Here is a 17,432-nt window from a genome sequence, read left to right on the forward strand (position 1 = left end):
GCAGCCGCCCGCCCGGATTACAGCATCGCCGCGATCAGTTTGCCCAGGATCGCGATGCCTTCGCGGATGCGCTCCGGCGGTACGGTCACGAACGAGAGGCGCAGCGTGTTGGTCTCGCCTTCGTTGGCATAGAAGGGCGCGCCCGGTACGAAGGCCACGCGCGAAGCGATCGCGGTGTCGAGCAGCTTCATGGCGTCGATGTTTTTGGGCAGGGTGACCCAGATGAACATGCCGCCTTCCGGCTTGGTCCAGCTCACGCTGGCCGGGAAGTGCTCCGCCATCGCGTCGAGCATGGCCCGGCACTGGTTGCCGTACAGGGTGCGAATCGTCGGGATGTGCTGGTCGAGGAAGCCGTCTTTCACCACCTCATGCACCACCATTTGCGTCAGCTGGGCGGTGTGCAGGTCGGCCGCCTGTTTGGCCAGCTCGAGGCGGCGTACCAGCGGCAGCGGGGCGCACACATAGCCGAGGCGAATGCCGGGCGTGAGCACCTTCGAGAACGAACCCATGTAGATGATGCCGTCCGGGTTCATGGCCACCATCTTCGGCATCGGTGCGCCCGAATACGACAGCGCGCCGTACGGATCGTCCTCGATCAGCGGCAGGCCGAGGCGCGCGCAGGTTTCCACCAGCTCGTGCCGGCGTGCCAGGGACAGCGAGCGGCCGGTCGGGTTCTGGAAGTTCGGCAGCGAATACAGCAGGCGCGCGCCTTTCGCGACGGCGTCGATCGAGGAGGGCACCAGGCCATCGTCGTCAGTGTCGACCGACGCGAACTGCGGGCGGTAGACCGAGAACGCCTGCAGCGCACCGAGATAGCTCGGGGTTTCGACCAGCACGCGGCTGCCTTCGTCGATCAACACTTTACCGATCAAATCGAGCGCCTGCTGCGAGCCCGACACCATCAGGATCTGCTCGGGCAGGATCCTCGTCCCCTCCGTCGATAAGGAATTGGCGATCCATTCGCGCAGCGGCGCGAAGCCATCGGTCGGGCCATATTGCAGCGCGACCTTGCCGGTTTCGCTCAGCACCTTGTCATAGGCCGCCTTCATGCGCTCGACCGGGAAGGTGGCGGGCGAGGGCAGGCCGCCGGCAAAGGAGATGATCTCGGGGCGCTGGGTGATTTTCAGGATTTCGCGGATGAACGAGCTTTGCAGCCCCTGCGCGCGCTCGGAAAACTGCCACTGGATGGGATGGGGATTCTCGATTTTCATGCTGGTCTCACAAGAAAGAACCGCCGGCTCCGTGTCTGGTGCCGGCCATGATGGGCGCGCTCGGCAAGCTGCCCGCGAAGGCCGGGCGGTTCGCCCGGCCCCATGCGCTTTTATGCCACTTCGACGATCATTTCGATTTCGACGCAGGCGCCGCGCGGGATCTGGGCCACGCCGAAGGCGCTTCTGGCGTGCTTGCCGGCGTCGCCGAAGACTTTGCCGAACAGTTCCGAGGCGCCGTTGGTGACCAGGTGCTGCTCGGTGAAGTCCGGGGTCGAGTTCACCAGGCTCATCAGCTTGACGATGCGTTTCACACGCGTCAGGTCGCCGCCGCAGGCATCCTGCAGGGTGCCCATCAGGTCGATCGCGATCGCGCGCGCGGCCGCCTGGCCGTCAGCGGTGGTCTTGTCCTTGCCCAGCTGGCCGACGTTGACCGAACCGTCCGCGTTCTTGGCAATGTGACCCGAGATGAAGACCAGGTTACCGGTCTGTACATACATGACGTAAGCGGCGGCAGGCGCAGCGGCCTGCTGCAGGGTGATGTTCAGTTCGCTGAGTTTGTCGTAGACGGACATGGGAATTCCAATGCGGTGGATGAAGCCGGTATTGTAAAGCTTGAAAGGCGCGCTGGACACCGCCCGCGTAACCGACGCGCCCCGTCGACCCGACGCGGATATTGGATTGCGTTATCAAACTGATATTTGCGGGTGTTATCATTGCGGCTTGCCGCCGCAGCGGCCAGACAGGGAGCCATGTTAATCACGCCGGTTTTTGCACTCAAATTATTCCTCGTGCCGCTGTTGATCTTGCTCGTGACCCTCGCCGGCCGGCGCTGGGGACCGGCCGTGGCGGGCTGGCTGTCCGCCTTTCCGATCGTCGCCGGTCCGATCCTGTCTGCCCTCACCCTCGAGCAGGGCGCGGCGTTTGCCGCGCGCGCGGCCGAAGGCACGCTGCTGGCAGTCGTCGCGATTCTCGTCTTCAGCCTGGCCTATGCCTGGGCTTCGTCGCGCTGTGGCATTGCCAATTCGATGGCGCGCTCGCTGCTGGCCATGTTCCCGGTGATGAGCACGGTGCTGGTCGGATTTGCGCATGTCGGCTCCGGCCGGGACAGTGCGGTGGCCCTCTTGCGTGGCATGGTCGTTGGCTATTTTGGGTTCGCCGTGTTCTGTGCCGTGCTGGCGATGCAGTTGCGGGAGGGCGCTGTCGGCACGGCCTTCGCCCTTGCCCTGTGCTGCGCGCTGGTTGTGCATCTGGTGGCGCGGCGCATGCTGGCGCCTCCTGTGCGGTTCCCCAGCGCGCACACCTCTTGAAAACCGTGACGCTATCCCAATATTGCAACAATCCGTTCAACCCGTAACATCACGAGGAACAACATGGCTGTCGCCGAAAAAGAAACCCTTGGCTTTCAAGCTGAAGTAAAGCAGCTGCTGCAATTGATGATCCACTCCTTGTATTCGAACAAGGAAATCTTCCTGCGCGAACTGATTTCGAATGCCTCCGATGCATCCGACAAGTTGCGCTTCGAAGCGATCAACAACGACGCCTTGTACGGCAATGACCATGAACTGAAAATCAAGGTCACGCTCGACAAGGATGCGAAGACGATCACGATTTCCGACAACGGCATCGGCATGAGCCGCGAGGAAGTGATCTCGCACCTGGGCACGATCGCCAAATCGGGCACCAAGGAATTCTTCTCGCGCCTGTCGGGCGACCAGCAGCAGGACGCGGCCCTGATCGGCCAGTTCGGCGTCGGTTTCTATTCGGGCTTCATCGTCGCCGACCGCATCACGGTCGAGACCCGCCGCGCCGGTGCCGACGCCGCTGAGGGCGTGCGCTGGGAATCGACCGGCGAAGGCGACTACAGCGTCGAGCCGATCGAGAAGATCGGGCGCGGCACCGACGTCATCCTGCACCTGCGCGACGGCGAGGAAGAGCTGCTCTCGAACTGGAAGATCAAATCGATCATCCGCAAGTATTCGGACCACATCTCGCTGCCGATCCTGATGCAGAAGGAAGAGTGGGACGAAGAGGCGAAGGCCACCGTCGCGCGTGACGAATTCGAGACCGTTAACCAGGCCAGCGCGCTGTGGGCCCGCAACAAGTCGGAAGTCACGAAAGAGCAGTACGACGAGTTCTACAAGCACGTCTCGCACGACTTCCAGGAGCCGCTGGCCTACACGCATAACCGCGTCGAAGGGCGCAGCGAATATACCCAGCTGCTGTACGTGCCGGGCCACGCGCCCTTCGACCTGTGGGACCGCAACAAGCGCGGCGGCATCAAGCTGTACGTCAAGCGCGTCTTCATCATGGACGATGCCGAGCAGCTGATGCCGACCTACCTGCGCTTTATTAAAGGCGTGATCGATTCGGCCGACCTGCCGCTGAACGTCTCGCGCGAGATCTTGCAGGAGTCGCGCGACGTCAAGGTGATCCGCGAAGGCTCGACCAAGCGCGTGCTGGGCATGCTGGAAGAAATGGCGAATGCCGACGAACAGGAGACGAAGGACAAGTACGTCACCTTCTGGAAGGAATTCGGCCAGGTCCTGAAGGAGGGCATCGGCGAGGACGCGACCAACAAGGACCGCGTCGCCAAGCTGCTGCGTTTTGCATCGACCCAGAACGAGCTTGACGAACAGACGGTGTCGTTCGCCGACTACATCGGGCGCATGAAGGAAGGCCAGGACAAAATTTATTACGTCACGGCCGACAACTTCAACGCCGCGAAGAACAGTCCACACCTCGAGATCTTCCGCAAGAAGGGCGTCGAAGTGCTGCTCCTGACGGATCGTGTCGACGAGTGGATGCTCTCGTTCCTGACGGAGTTCGAGGGCAAGGAGTTGACCTCGGTGGCCAAGGGCGGCCTGGATCTCGGCAAACTCGAAGACGAAGCCGAGAAAAAGGAACACGAAGAGACCGAGACCCAGTACAAGGATCTGGTCGAGCAGATGAAGGGCGCCCTGGCGGACAAGGCCAAGGACGTGCGCGTGACCCACCGCCTGACCGATTCGCCGGCCTGCCTGGTGGCCGACGAGCACGAGCTGTCGGCCAATCTGGTGCGCATGCTGAAGGCCGCCGGCCAGAGCGCACCGGAGAGCAAGCCGATCCTCGAGATCAACCCGAACCACCCGCTGGTGACGCGCCTGAAGTACGAAGACGCGACGCAAGCGCGCTTTGCCGACTGGTCGCATATCCTGTTCGACCAGGCGCTGCTGGCCGAAGGCGGCAGCCTGGCCGATCCGGCCAGTTTCGTGAAGCGCCTGAACGAGATGCTGCTGGCCGGCGCCAAGTAAGCGTCGTCGTCAACGACAAACCGGGCCTGCGGGCCCGGTTTTTTTACGTCGTTTTTTACACGCTCAACGTGTGGTGGCTGCCCGCCCTCCGAGCGGCAGTCGGGCCGCGAGTCGCACAAACACCGCCTCGAACCAATGCTTGCGATGCTCGGTCACCTGTCCGATCAGCCAGGTCGCCGCGCCGATCAGGGCTACCAGCGCCGCGACATCGGCCACATTCGACTGGCGGTGCGGATACACGGTCAGCCACACCCGCATCACCAGCGCGTGCACGAGGTAGAGCGTGAACGTGTACGAGGCCAGCCAGCGCAGCGCTCGCTCGAAGCGCAGCAGCGCCCCAAAGCCCGCGCCCTGTGCGCACAGGAAGTTGAGTACGACCAGGATGCACACGACGTAGTCGGCCAGGAAGCGGTCGGCGCTTTTCAGGGGCAGGCCGGGGAAGGGCCAGCCGGCCTGGGCCAGCGCGCGCAGCGTGGTATCGAGATCGCTCGCCTTGAATGCCGCCAGCAGGGCGAGCGACACGACCCAGCCGGCAAAGGCGAGCGGGCGCGCAATCGTGTGTGATTTTTGCCAGTGGTAGCTTGCGACCCCGGCCAGCCACACCGGCAGCAGCAGCCACAGCTTCGGGCCGACGAACAGCAGCAGCGAGCCGACGGTGAGCACGCGCTTCGGGCCGCGCAAATAGAAGGCCGCGCCGAACAGAACGTAATACCAGACCTCAAAGCCGAGCGACCAGTAGGGCGCGAGCAGCGGCGGCGGCTCGGAGATGGTCCAGAGTTCGCCCATGAACAACAGGTGCAGCGGCAGGTAGAGCCAGGGTTTTGCCAACTGATAGAAGTGTTGCAGCGTTGCATGGCCTGTGAGCACGAGGACGGCGGCGGCGGCAAAGCCCAGCAGCACCACGGGCAGGGCGACCGAATAGATGCGCGTGCAGCGCGCCACGCAATAGTCGCGCAGGCCCGTGTTCTTCCGCGCGGTCGTGTAGGCGATCACGAAACCGGACAGCACGAAGAACACGATGACCGATTCGCGCCCGAGGTCGAGCCACCAGTGGTGTGAGCTGGCCGCGATGGCGCCATACGACAGGAAATGGCTGACCACGACCAGCACCGCCGCGAGGAAGCGGCAGCAGTCGAGGTAGAGCGAGAAAGAACGGGAAAGGGAAGAAGCGGGGGCTGCCATGATCATGCCTTACGGCAAACTATAAAAAGAACAAGGGCAATTGCTATTTGCGTAGTTGTTCAAGGAATTCCAGTAGCAGGCGCTCGCCCTCGGGCCAGTCGCCGTAGCCGGAATCGGCATTCACGTGACCGGCATCGCCGATCTCGACATGGCGGCTGCCCCAGGTTTCGGCAAAGGCCCGCGCCCGTTCGCGCGTGACGTATTCGTCGTTCGTGCTTGCGAGTACCAGGCTGGGAAATGGCAGGCGTGCCATGGGTACCGGCGCGAAGCCGTTGCTGTCGATCGGGTAGGAGGGAGCGTCGACATCGCTCGGCGCCACCAGGAAGGCGCCGGCCGCGCGCAGGGGCGAGCCGGATGCTGCCCAGTGCGCCGCCAGCATGCAGCCCAGGCTGTGGGCGACCAGCACCGGCGCGCCATTGCAGGTGGCGACCGCCGCATCGAGCTCGTTCACCCATTCGTCGCGGCTCGGGTTGTTCCAGTCGCGGTGCTCGACCCGGCGCCACTCGGGATGGCGCGCCTCCCAGTGCGACTGCCAGTGCTGCGGCCCCGAATTCCACAAGCCGGATAAAATCAGTACGTCGCCATCCATGCCGCCTCCTTGTCGTTCAGGCCATTCTACGCGTAACGCTTGACGCGTCGATTACAGTGCCGTGCGTAGCGCGAACAGTTCCGGAAACAGCACCACGTCGAGCATCTTGCGCAGGTAGCTCACGCCCGCCGTGCCGCCGGATCCTGGCTTGAAGCCGATGATGCGCTCGACCGTCGTCACGTGGCGGAAGCGCCAGAAACGGAAGGCCGTCTCGAGGTCGACCAGCTTCTCGGCAAGCTCATACAAGCCCCAGTGTTGTTCAGGATCCTGGTACACGGCGAGCCAGGCCGCCTGTACCGAGTCGTCGTGGGCGGTCGGCTCGATCGGTGAGCGGGCCATGCGCTCGGGCGCGATCGGAAAACCGCGACGCGCCAGCAGCTGCACCGCTTCGTCGTAGATCGAGGGCGTCTGCAGGGCGGCGGCCAGCAGGGCATGGGCCGGCGGATTCTGTTCGTGCACGGCCAGCAGGGCCGCGTTCTTGTTTCCGAGGATGAATTCGAGCTCGCGATACTGGTGCGACTGGAAGCCCGACGAGGCGCCCAGCCAGGGCCGGATCGCCGTGTATTCGGAAGGCGTCATCGTCGCCAGTACGTCCCAGGCGTGCACCAGTTGGTCCATGATGCGGGCCACGCGCGCCAGCATCTTGAAGGCCGGATCGAGTTCGCCGGCGCGCAGCTGCACGCGCACGGCGCGCAGCTCGTGCAGCATCAGCTTGACCCAGAGTTCGCTGGTCTGGTGCTGGATGATGAACAGCATTTCGTTGTGGTTCGGCGAGAGCGGGTGCTGGGCCGACAGGATCTGGTTCAGGCCGAGGTAGTCGCCATAGCTCATCGACTCCTTGAAGTCCATCTTCGCGCCATGCCAGTCGGCCGGCTTGTCTTGCTCGTCGTTCATGTGCGCCTCAGGTGACTGCGCCGCGTTCGGCGGTCACGTCATAGTCTTCGCGATCGAGAATGTCTTTCAGGATCGCGACCGCGTCCCACACGTCGACATGGCGCGTGTACAGGGGCGTGAAGCCGAAGCGCATGATCTCCGGCTCGCGGTAGTCGCCGATCACGCCGCGCGCGATCAGGGCCGCCATCACCGCGTAGCCGTGCGGATGGGTAAAACTCACCTGGCTGCCGCGGCGCGCGTGTTCGCGCGGCGTGACCAGCTTGACCGGGTGGTTCGCGCAGGTCGCTTCGACCAGTTCGATGAAGAGGTCGGTCAAACCGAGCGACTTGGTGCGGATCGCCGCCATGTTCGTCTCTTCAAAGATCTCCAGGCCGCATTCGACGAGAGCCAGCGACACCACCGGCTGGGTGCCGCACAGCGCGCGGCCGATGCCGTCAGACGGTGCGAAGCCGTGCGCCATCGCGAACGGTTTGGCGTGGCTCCACCAGCCGGTGAGCGGATGCGCGAACTGCGCCTGATGGCGCTGCGGCACCCAGATGAAGGCCGGGGAGCCGGGGCCGCCATTGAGGTATTTGTAGGTACAACCGACGGCAAAATCGGCTTCGGCGGCAGTCAGGTCGAGCGGTACGGCGCCGGCCGAATGGGCCAGGTCCCAGACGATCAAGGCACCGGCACCGTGCGCGTGGCGGGTGAGGTCGGCCATGTCGTGCTGGTAGCCGGTGCGGTAATTCACGTGGGTCAGCATGACGACGGCGCAGTTCCCGTCGATTGCCGCCGGCAGTTCATCCACGGAATCGACCAGACGCACGCTGTAGCCGCGCTCGAGCCACTCGGCGAGACCCTCGGCCATATAGATATCGGTCGGGAAGTTGCTGCGCTCGGTGACGATGACGCGGCGCGCCGCATATGGCCCCTCGGCCTGGATGCGCACGGCGGCGGCCAGCGCCTTAAACAGGTTCAAGGATGTGGTGTCGGTGACGGCGACTTCGCCAGCGCCTGCGCCAATCAGCGGCGCCAGGCGTTCGCCCAGGCGTTTGGGCATGTCGAACCAGCCGGCCGTGTTCCAGCTCTTGATCAGGTCGCGGCCCCATTCGCGCGCCACCACCGCTTGCGCGCGCTCGAGGGCTGCGCGCGGGCGGGCACCCAGCGAGTTGCCGTCGAGGTAGATGAGATCCGGCGGCAGGTCGAAGCGCTCGCGCAGCGGCGCCAGCGGGTCCTGGGCGTCGCGCCCGATGCAATCGGCACGGGTAATTGAAAGTTCGCTCATAGGGATGGAAGAGTCAGGTGGTAGTCGCACGCGCCGGCGGCCCGTTCGGGCGGGAGTGTAGCAAGAAAAGCGCTCCTGACGACACCCATCCGATGACGCTTTGTTATCTTTTCAGGCGGGTGGGGCCGGGGTAACGACCTTCTCGCACTTTTTTCACATTATTTTGCTCGCAACCCTAAAGTTCCGGGAGACCTTGCCGTAATGGAGACAGAGGCAGCAAAACGGTGACGAAAAATGTTCAGAAATATTCCGGAATCACCCTAAAGTTCCTCGCGATGCTGCCGTTAAAGGTGCATCAGGCAGAAAAGGCACTGAAAAATAATTCAGAACAGCCCTAAAGTTCCGGTTTTAGTTGACGTAAACCAACACATGAACAAATCGCCGCGCTGCCGAGTCAGTTGAGCCGGCGCAGTTCGGAACACCGCTTCAGCCTCCTGCTTCATAGGAGCGCATCCTCCATTGGCCCGGGTTTGTCAGACAAACTCCTACGGGCGCACCCGTGTTTACCGGACGCAAAATACAGTGTCCGTCTGATTCCCCAAATGTTTCTCTACAGTCAGAATCTATCTCACTGGCAACACACATAGCGCCAGGCTCAACGTAAGACGGAGAATAAAATGACTGCAAACGACATGATGGCTGAAATTCGCGACGCCAACCTGAGCTACCTGATGCTGGCCCAGCAAATGATCCGTGCCGACAAGGTCACCGCTATTTTCCGTCTCGGCGTCTCGGCTGATATCGCCGACCTGATCGAAGGCATGAGCAACGCCCAGATCCTGAAGCTTGCCGGCGGCAACATGATGCTGGCCCGTTTCCGCTTCGACGACACCGCCATCCTGTCGATGCTCACCAGCCACACCAAGGACCGCGCCCTGGCGCAGTCGCACGCTGCCATCCTGATGGCTGGCCAGCCGGTCGAAGAAATTGCTTGATTCAGAGCAGCGTCAAATTTCTGTTGAGACACATTGTAAAATCCCGCTGAGCTGGGGTCGATGGTGTAGGATAGCCATGAACCAATCCGGAGCCGTGGGATGAGTAAAAAAAGCGTCGTATCTGAAGCGCAGGAAATCCAGCTCGCCATCGAGCTGATCACATTAGGCGCCCGCCTGCAACTGCTCGAAAGCGAAGTCTCGCTGTCCCGCGAGCGCCTCATCAAGTTGTACAAGGAACTCAAGGGCATGTCGCCGCCCAAGGGCATGCTGCCGTTCTCGACCGACTGGTTCCTGACCTGGCAGCCGAACATACATTCCTCGCTGTTCATCAACATTTATAACTTCCTGGTCGAACACGCCGGTGCTTCGGGTGTCCAGGCGGTGATGAAGGCCTATAAACTCTACCTCGAACAGATGCCGGCCGCGCCGGGCGAAGAGCCGCTGCTCTCGCTGACGCGTGCCTGGACCCTGGTGCGTTTCTTCCAGAGCAATATGCTGGCGCTGGCCCCCTGCGGCAAGTGCAAAGGAAGATTCGTCGTCAATACCTTCGACCTGAACCGCGATTACCTGTGCGGCCTGTGCCACATGCCTTCGCGCGCCGGCAAGACCCGGAAAGCCAAGGATGCCGCAGCCCTCGACGCCCTTGAGGCCGCCGAAGCCGCCGCCCGCCAGGATGCCGAGGGCGCGGCCTAAGTCTGCGCCGTGATTCCCCGCCTGTTGCGCGCACCTTCCGTGCGCGCCTTGCTGTGCCAATGCGCGGCCTTTCCTCTGACCTTGCTGGCCGTGTACCTGTTCGCACGCGCAGGCATGCGGCCGTCCTACCTGGCTGCCGCCGTCCTGCAGGGTGTCTTCTCGGCGCTATTTACCTGGCGCTGGCGCCTGGCCCCGTGGTGGGTGGCGATTTGTCTCTTGTTTCCGCTGGGGGTGTACGGGGCGAGCGGTTTGCACCTGCCGCCCTGGCTGTTCCTGGCCGTATTCCTGTTCATGCTGCTGTTGTACTGGTCGACCTTCCGCACCCAGGTGCCGTATTACCCTTCCGGCAAGACGGCATGGGCAGCCGTGTTCGAACAGCTGCCACAGGATCGGCCAATCAAGGTGATCGATATCGGCAGCGGCCTGGGCGGCCTGGTGCTCGACCTGGCGCGGCGCCGCCGCGACATCGAGGCCACCGGCATCGAACTGGCGCCGCTGCCCTGGCTGGCCAGTTACCTGAGAGCGCGCTTGACCGGCAGCCGCGCCCGTTTCATGCGCGGCGATTATGAGTTGCTCGACTTCGGCAGCTACGACGCCGTCTTTGCCTACCTCTCGCCGGCGGCGATGACGGCGCTGTGGCACAAGGCGCAGCGCGAGATGCGTCCGGGCAGCATGCTGATGAGTTATGAATTTGCCATTCCAGCTGCGTCGCCGCCTATATCGCTGTATCTGCAAGATACTGGTCGAACTCTCTACATTTGGCACTTTTAGGCCACAGATCGGGCCTTTTTACTTGCCCGTAGACCATTCTCAAGCTATTGTTCCAGCTGCAGTAGTTCCCCACGTAAATATTTTTTCTGAGATACATTGTCTCGGATTCCCGGTCTGTCCTGGCCCCCTTGTTGGCTGCCTTCTGGAGCACCTTTTTGTTAGTTATCATTGGTTACATCATTGTTTGCGCGTCGGTGTTCGGCGGCTTCGTCCTGGCCGGCGGGCATGCGGCCATCCTGTTCCAGCCGATCGAACTGTTGATGATCGGCGGCGCGGCCGTCGGCGCATTCTTTGTCGGTAACAACAACAAATCGATCAAGGCGACCATGAAGGCGCTGCCGGGCCTGTTCAAGGGCTCGCCTTACACGCGCGAGATGTACATGGAACTGATGTCGCTGCTGTTCGACGTCCTTTCCAAGGTGCGCAAGGAGGGCCTGATGTCGATCGAGGGCGACATCGAGTCGCCCGAAGCGAGCCCGCTGTTCACGAAGTATCCGCTGGTGCTGGCCGACCACCACATCATCGAATTCATGGCCGATTACCTGCGCCTGATGGTGTCGGGCAACATGGACGCCTTCCAGATCGAGAACCTGATGGACAACGAGATCGAGACCCATCACCACGAAGGCGCGGTGCCTGCGCACGTGATCGCCAAGCTCGGTGACGGCCTGCCTGCTTTCGGTATCGTGGCCGCCGTCATGGGCGTGGTGCACACGATGGAGTCGGTCGGTATTCCGCCGGCCGAACTGGGCATCCTGATCGCGAAAGCGCTGGTCGGCACCTTCCTCGGCATCTTGCTGGCCTACGGTTTCGTGGCGCCGCTGTCGAGCCTGGCGGAACAGAAGCTCGACGAGTCGAGCAAGATGTTCCAGTGCGTGAAGGTGACCCTGCTGGCCAGCCTGAACGGCTATGCGCCGGCACTGGCTGTCGAATTCGGCCGCAAGGTGCTGTACTCGACCGAGCGCCCGACGTTTGCCGAGCTCGAAGAGCACATCAAGAAATCGAAGAGCAAGTAACATGGCCGACGAAGGAATGCGCCCGATTATCGTCAAGCGGATCAAGAAGACCGCGGCGGGGCACCATGGCGGCGCCTGGAAGATCGCCTATGCCGACTTCGTGACGGCGATGATGGCCTTTTTCTTGCTGATGTGGCTGCTCGGCTCGACCTCGAAGGGCGACCTCGAAGGGATCGCCGAACATTTCAAGAATCCCCTGAAGGTGGCGATGGAAGGCGGCTCCGGCTCGGGCGACAGCTCGTCCGTGATCAAGGGCGGCGGTACCGACCTCACACGCCGTAACGGCCAGGTGAAGAAGGGCGATATCGACGCCGACAAGAAGACCTATGACCTGAACGCCGCCAAGGCGGCGCTGGAGAAGGCCGAAGGCGAGCGCCTGAAGTCCTTGAAGGCGAAAATCGAGGCTGTCATCGAAGCCAATCCCTTACTGAAGAAATACCAGAACCAGCTGCTGCTCGACATCACCAGCGAAGGCCTGCGCATCCAGATCGTGGACGAGCAGAACCGCCCGATGTTCGCGCTGGCGAAAGCGACGCTGCAGCCTTACACCAACGACATCCTGCACGTGCTGGGCATGGTGCTGAACGACGTACCGAACCGCATCGGCCTGTCGGGCCATACGGATTCGACCCCGTACTTCAGCGATGCCGGCTACAGTAACTGGGAACTGTCCGCGGACCGCGCCAACGCCTCGCGCCGCGCGATGGTGGTGGGGGGGCTGAGCGACGAGAAGATCCTGCGCGTGGTCGGCCTGGCCGCGGCGGCGCCGCTCGATCGCGCCGATCCTTTCAACCCGATCAACCGCCGCATCAGCATCATCGTGATGAACAAGCGTACCGAAGACGCCGTCATGCGCGACGCCGCCACGCTCGACGTGCCGGCGGAAAATGGCAAAGCGGCCGCGCAGGCCGTCGTGACCGCTATTCAATAAGCGCTGGGGAAACCACCGCGCGAACCGCGCAGGAGAACAACATGGCAAGAAAAAAAATACTGGGTTCGCACGTGAAGCGCCTGCTGTCGGGTGTGTCGGCGCATGGAAGCCGCCACCTGAACGAAGTCGAGACCGACCTGCTGCAAACCGAACTGCTGCTGGTAGAAGCCGTCGACAAGCTCACCGCCAGCTTTATGGCGATCCACAGCGCGGTCGGCGCGCGCCAGGAGGCGATCGACCGCCTCCTGGCGGGCGGCACCCCAACGCTTGAAGACAGCGAAAAGCTGGCGGCGATGTCGGGCGAAATCGGCACCCACGTGAACTCGGCGATCACCAGCATGCAGTTCCAGGACATGACGAGCCAGCTGATCGAGCGTACCCTGAAGCGCGTGACGGGACTGCGCGAGTTCCTCGGCACGCTCGACGAACACGGCGCGCATATCCGCCCCGAAACAGGCAGCGACGAAATTGTCGAGCGCCTGGGCAAGGTCAGCATGGCGCTGGCGATCCAGTCGCTCGAGCTGCGCAGCGTGTTGCGCAAGTCGGTCGAACAACAGCATCTCGAAAGCGGCGACATCGAACTGTTCTGACAGTGTTCAGACAATTCGCCGCCCTTACAAACCAAGAAAACAGCAGGAGCACAACATGGCTAAAACAATTCTCGCGGTCGACGATTCGAGCTCGCTGCGCCAGATGGTGGCGTTCAGCCTGAAGGCCGCCGGCTATCAGGTGGTGGAAGCGGTCGATGGCCAGGATGGCCTCGACAAAGCCAGGAACCAGGTCGTCGACCTGGTGCTGACCGACCAGAACATGCCGCGCATGGACGGCCTGTCGCTGATCAAACACTTGCGCGGCTTGCCCGAATACCAGAAGGTGCCGATCCTGATGCTGACCACCGAATCGTCGGACGAGATGAAATCGAAAGGCCGTGCGGCCGGTGCGAATGGCTGGCTGGTCAAGCCCTTCGACCCGCAGCGCCTGATCGAAGTCGTCAAGAAAGTGATCGGCTAAGGCATGCCGCAGCGCCGCATGCACGTGCTTCTTTGCAGGATTTCTCCATGACGATCGACATCAGCCAGTTTTACCAGGTCTTTTTCGACGAAGCCGAGGAACTGCTCGCCGAAATGGAACGGCTGCTGCTGGGCGTCGATATCGCCGCCCCGGACAGCGAAGACCTGAACGCAATTTTCCGCACCGCGCACTCCGTCAAGGGGGGCGCCTCGACCTTCGGCATCACCGACATGAGCGAGGTCACGCACGTGCTGGAGTCCTTGCTCGACCGCATCCGCAAGGGCGAGATGGCACTCACGTCGCAGCACGTCGATGCCTTCCTGGCCGCCAAGGACACGCTCAAGATGCAGTTGGGCGGCCACCGCAGCGGCGCTTACGTCGACCAGGACTCGGTCGCCAACGTGCGCATGATGCTGCACGACCTGTCCGAAGGCCTGGTGCCGGCCGCGTCGATCGTTGCGCCTTCCTTCCTGCACGCCGAACCGAAAGCGCAGACGGGCGAGGGTGCGCGCCGCTACAAGATCGAACTCCCCGATACCCCCCAGCGCGACGTGAACGCCCTGGTCGACGAACTGGGCCTGATGGGCCGGGTCTCGGTCACGCCGCTCGAGGGCGGGCGCAGCGCACTGATCATCACGACCCACGAGAGCCTGGACGACATCGTCGCCATCTGCTCGTTCGTGCTCGATCCTGACGACCTGAAGATTTTCGAAGCGCCGCCATTGACGCCTGAACAGCGCGCTATCGAGGCGGCCGAGCGCGCGCGCATCGAGGCAGAGCAGGGCTACGGTTTCTTCGATCCGGCCGACGACGCGCCTGGCCTCGTCGCCGAACCCTCGGACGACGAGCGCGGCTATGGCTTCTTCCAGCCGATCGAACAGATCCGCGCCCTGGCCGGTATCGATGCGCCTGCCATGAAGGCCGAGGCAGTGCCCGACATCGTGGAAGCGGTCGAAAAGAAGGCAGGCAAAAAAGACGAAAAGGGCGCCGAGTCGTCCTCGATCCGGGTCTCGGTCGAAAAGGTCGATCAACTGATCAACCTGATCGGCGAACTGGTCATCACGCAGGCGATGATCGAGCAGCGCTCCAGCGGGCTCGATCCGATGCTGCACGAGCGCCTGCTGGCGTCCGTCGGCCAGCTCACGCGCAACACGCGCGAGCTGCAAGAAGCGGTGATGTCGATCCGCATGATGCCGATGGACTTCGTGTTCTCGCGCTTCCCGCGCATGGTGCGCGACCTGGCGGGTAAGCTCGGCAAGAAGGTCGACTTCATCACCCATGGCGCTGCTACCGAGCTCGACAAGGGCCTGATCGAGCGCATCGTCGACCCCTTGACCCACTTGGTAAGGAACAGCATCGACCACGGCATCGAAATGCCGGCCGCGCGCGCAGCTGCCGGCAAGTCCGAAGCAGGCCGTTTGTTCCTGTCGGCCGGCCACCAGGGCGGCAACATCGTGATTGAAGTGGCGGACGATGGCGCCGGTCTGAACCGCGAGCGGATCCTCGCCAAAGCGGCGCAGAACGGTCTGGCCGTGTCCGAGTCGATGCCGGACTCCGAAGTCTGGCAACTGATCTTCGCGCCGGGCTTTTCCACGGCCGATGTCGTCACCGATGTCTCGGGCCGCGGCGTGGGGATGGATGTTGTCAAACGTAATATCACTTCGATGGGCGGCTCGGTCGATATCCGCTCCGCCCGTGGTTTTGGCACCACGATTTCGATCTCATTACCGCTGACACTGGCGATTTTGGACGGAATGACTGTACGTTGCGGTGAGGAAATATATATCCTTCCATTAGGTTACGTGGTCGAGTCGCTGCAACCGCGCCGCGAAGACGTGCGCGACATCGCCGGCCGCGGCCAGGTGCTCAAGGTGCGCGGCGAATACCTGCCGCTCATCGCCCTGCACGACGTATTCGGCATCGCTTCGCGCGCCATCGACCCGGTTGACGGCATCGTCGTCATCCTGGAATCCGAAGGCAAGCGCGCGGCACTGCTGATCGACGACCTGGTCGGGCAGCAGCATGTGGTCGTGAAAAACCTGGAAGCGAATTACCGTAAGGTGGCCGGCATTTCCGGGGCCACGATCCTCGGCGACGGCGGCGTCTCCCTGATCCTCGACGTGGCGGCGCTGGTGCGCTCGTCGCGCCAGCTGGCCGACGAGGCGCTGGCCTCTTAACTGATTAATAACTAGGAAACCACCATGTCCATCACCCAGAACATTTCCCAAGCCACCGACGGCGCCGGCAACGAATACCTCGCCTTCACGCTCGGCTCGGAGGAGTACGGTATCGACATCCTGAAGGTGCAGGAAATCCGCGGCTACGAAGCCGTGACCCGCATCGCGAACGCGCCGGATTTCATCAAAGGCGTGATCAACCTGCGCGGGATCATCATCCCCGTGGTCGACATGCGCATCAAGTTCAAGCTCGGCACCCCGACCTACGACCAGTTCACGGTCGTGATCATCCTGAACATCGCCGGCCGCGTGATGGGCATGGTGGTCGACAGCGTCTCGGACGTGACCACGCTGACCCCGGACCAGGTGAAACCGGCCCCGGACATGGGCAGCGCTTTTTCGACCGACTACCTGATCGGCCTCGGTACGGTGGACGAGCGCATGCTGATCCTGGTCGACATCGACCGCCTGATGTCCTCGGCCGAGATGGGCCTCATCGATAACAAACTAGCTGCTTAAGACGAACCAAGACGTACGGCACCGAGCAACGTAATCGCTGGCTTATCAAGCCGGCAGAACAGACAGGTAAGGCAAAGTGCCGTTACACACATCCGACACAGTCAAGGAATTTGACTTCACGCGCGCCGACTTCGAGCGCGTGCGCGCCCTGATCTACCGCCGCGCCGGCATCTCGCTGGCCGACAGCAAGCAGGAAATGGTCTACAGCCGCCTGGCGCGGCGCCTGCGCGCGACCGGCATCGTCTCCTTCGGCAAATACCTCGACGACCTGGAAGCGGGCCGCCTTGGCGACGAGTTCGAATCGTTCACGAACGCGCTGACGACCAACCTGACCTCGTTCTTCCGCGAAGCCCACCACTTTCCGCTGCTGGCCGACCATGTCAACGCCTTGCGCGGACGCGAGCACGCACCTTTGACCATCTGGTGCTCGGCCAGTTCGACCGGGGAAGAGCCGTATTCGATCGCGATGACGCTGTGCGAAGCGTTCGATTCGCTCACGCCGCCGGTGCAGATCATTGCCACCGACATCGACACGAATGTGCTGGCCACGGCCAGCGAAGGCATGTACGGCCTGGAACGCGTGGAAAAGATGGCGCCCGAACGCCTGAAGCGCTTCTTCTTGCGCGGCAAGGGCAGTCACGAAGGGATGGTGCGCGTACGCCCGGAACTGCGCCAGCTCGTCACCTTCCGCCCACTGAACCTGCTCGCCGATTCCTGGCCCCTGAACGGCCAGTTCGATGCGATCTTTTGCCGCAATGTGATGATCTATTTTGACAAGGAAACGCAGCGCAAGATCCTGGCGCGCTTCGTGCCCCTGATGAAGCCGCATGCGCTGCTGTTCGCCGGCCACTCCGAAAACTTCCTCTACGTTTCCGACTCGCTGCGCCTGCGCGGCAAGACCGTCTACGAACTCAACGACCGCCGTGCCTGACGCATCACCGGAAAC

At 62.6% G+C, this 17,432-nt stretch carries 18 protein-coding genes; 12 read left to right on the plus strand and 6 right to left on the minus strand.

The features are described from left to right. Window positions 1-17 precede the first annotated feature (17 nt). Together ACHAC9_RS06845 and ACHAC9_RS06850 are read right to left on the minus strand one after the other, a co-directional pair. Window positions 18-1,211: a PLP-dependent aminotransferase family protein gene (locus tag ACHAC9_RS06845; RefSeq protein WP_435758456.1), complete on the minus strand. Its 1,194-nt coding sequence runs from the start codon at window positions 1,209-1,211 to the stop codon at window positions 18-20. Between the two features lie 110 nt (window positions 1,212-1,321). Further along, window positions 1,322-1,783, minus strand: coding sequence for a RidA family protein (locus ACHAC9_RS06850; RefSeq protein ID WP_435758458.1), 462 nt, complete (start codon window positions 1,781-1,783; stop codon window positions 1,322-1,324). Window positions 1,784-1,960: 177 nt separating this feature from the next. Between ACHAC9_RS06850 and ACHAC9_RS06855 the strand changes: the two genes are divergently transcribed. Next, window positions 1,961-2,518: a hypothetical protein gene (locus ACHAC9_RS06855; RefSeq protein ID WP_435758460.1), complete on the plus strand. Its 558-nt coding sequence runs from the start codon at window positions 1,961-1,963 to the stop codon at window positions 2,516-2,518. A gap of 63 nt (window positions 2,519-2,581) precedes the next feature. After that, window positions 2,582-4,501, plus strand: coding sequence for a molecular chaperone HtpG (gene htpG / locus ACHAC9_RS06860; protein ID WP_435758462.1), 1,920 nt, complete (start codon window positions 2,582-2,584; stop codon window positions 4,499-4,501). Between the two features lie 63 nt (window positions 4,502-4,564). Here the strand turns inward: htpG and ACHAC9_RS06865 are convergent, their stop codons facing one another. The 4 genes from ACHAC9_RS06865 to kynU are packed head-to-tail and all read right to left on the minus strand — an operon-like array spanning window position 4,565 to window position 8,433. Then, a complete protein-coding gene (locus ACHAC9_RS06865; protein WP_435758464.1) occupies window positions 4,565-5,683 on the minus strand; it encodes an acyltransferase family protein in 1,119 nt (372 codons plus the stop codon). Window positions 5,684-5,726: 43 nt separating this feature from the next. After that, a complete protein-coding gene (locus ACHAC9_RS06870) occupies window positions 5,727-6,272 on the minus strand; it encodes an RBBP9/YdeN family alpha/beta hydrolase (RefSeq protein ID WP_435758466.1) in 546 nt (181 codons plus the stop codon). 51 nt (window positions 6,273-6,323) lie between these two features. After that, window positions 6,324-7,166 (minus strand): tryptophan 2,3-dioxygenase, encoded by an 843-nt coding sequence (gene kynA, locus ACHAC9_RS06875; RefSeq protein WP_435758468.1) that lies wholly within the window; start codon window positions 7,164-7,166, stop codon window positions 6,324-6,326. A gap of 7 nt (window positions 7,167-7,173) precedes the next feature. After that, the gene (gene kynU, locus ACHAC9_RS06880) at window positions 7,174-8,433 is read right to left on the minus strand and encodes a kynureninase (RefSeq protein WP_435758470.1); all 1,260 of its coding nucleotides are present in this window, start codon (window positions 8,431-8,433) and stop codon (window positions 7,174-7,176) included. 617 nt (window positions 8,434-9,050) lie between these two features. Between kynU and flhD the strand changes: the two genes are divergently transcribed. The 10 genes from flhD to ACHAC9_RS06930 all read left to right on the plus strand — a co-directional run bounded on the left by flhD (window position 9,051) and on the right by ACHAC9_RS06930 (window position 17,417). Further along, entirely contained in the window at window positions 9,051-9,368 is a 318-nt protein-coding gene (flhD, locus tag ACHAC9_RS06885) for a flagellar transcriptional regulator FlhD (protein WP_435758472.1), read from the plus strand. A gap of 99 nt (window positions 9,369-9,467) precedes the next feature. Beyond that, the gene (gene flhC / locus ACHAC9_RS06890; RefSeq protein WP_435758474.1) at window positions 9,468-10,061 is read left to right on the plus strand and encodes a flagellar transcriptional regulator FlhC; all 594 of its coding nucleotides are present in this window, start codon (window positions 9,468-9,470) and stop codon (window positions 10,059-10,061) included. 9 nt (window positions 10,062-10,070) lie between these two features. Further along, window positions 10,071-10,832, plus strand: coding sequence for a class I SAM-dependent methyltransferase (locus tag ACHAC9_RS06895; RefSeq protein ID WP_435758476.1), 762 nt, complete (start codon window positions 10,071-10,073; stop codon window positions 10,830-10,832). Window positions 10,833-10,987: 155 nt separating this feature from the next. Further along, entirely contained in the window at window positions 10,988-11,848 is an 861-nt protein-coding gene (motA, locus tag ACHAC9_RS06900) for a flagellar motor stator protein MotA (RefSeq protein ID WP_435758478.1), read from the plus strand. A gap of 1 nt (window position 11,849) precedes the next feature. Beyond that, the gene (motB, locus tag ACHAC9_RS06905; protein ID WP_435758480.1) at window positions 11,850-12,779 is read left to right on the plus strand and encodes a flagellar motor protein MotB; all 930 of its coding nucleotides are present in this window, start codon (window positions 11,850-11,852) and stop codon (window positions 12,777-12,779) included. A gap of 41 nt (window positions 12,780-12,820) precedes the next feature. After that, window positions 12,821-13,369, plus strand: a complete 549-nt coding sequence (locus ACHAC9_RS06910; RefSeq protein WP_435758482.1) for a chemotaxis protein — start codon at window positions 12,821-12,823, stop codon at window positions 13,367-13,369. Window positions 13,370-13,424: 55 nt separating this feature from the next. Beyond that, window positions 13,425-13,790 (plus strand): response regulator, encoded by a 366-nt coding sequence (locus tag ACHAC9_RS06915; RefSeq protein WP_056333823.1) that lies wholly within the window; start codon window positions 13,425-13,427, stop codon window positions 13,788-13,790. A 47-nt stretch (window positions 13,791-13,837) separates the two neighbouring features. After that, the gene (gene cheA, locus ACHAC9_RS06920) at window positions 13,838-15,967 is read left to right on the plus strand and encodes a chemotaxis protein CheA (RefSeq protein ID WP_435758484.1); all 2,130 of its coding nucleotides are present in this window, start codon (window positions 13,838-13,840) and stop codon (window positions 15,965-15,967) included. A 24-nt stretch (window positions 15,968-15,991) separates the two neighbouring features. Continuing rightward, window positions 15,992-16,486 (plus strand): chemotaxis protein CheW, encoded by a 495-nt coding sequence (locus ACHAC9_RS06925; protein WP_435758489.1) that lies wholly within the window; start codon window positions 15,992-15,994, stop codon window positions 16,484-16,486. Between the two features lie 76 nt (window positions 16,487-16,562). Then, window positions 16,563-17,417, plus strand: a complete 855-nt coding sequence (locus ACHAC9_RS06930) for a CheR family methyltransferase (RefSeq protein ID WP_435758491.1) — start codon at window positions 16,563-16,565, stop codon at window positions 17,415-17,417. Window positions 17,418-17,432 lie beyond the last annotated feature (15 nt).

Origin of the sequence: Massilia sp. CMS3.1, assembly GCF_051262535.1 — a bacterium.
Lineage (GTDB): Bacteria > Pseudomonadota > Gammaproteobacteria > Burkholderiales > Burkholderiaceae_D > Telluria.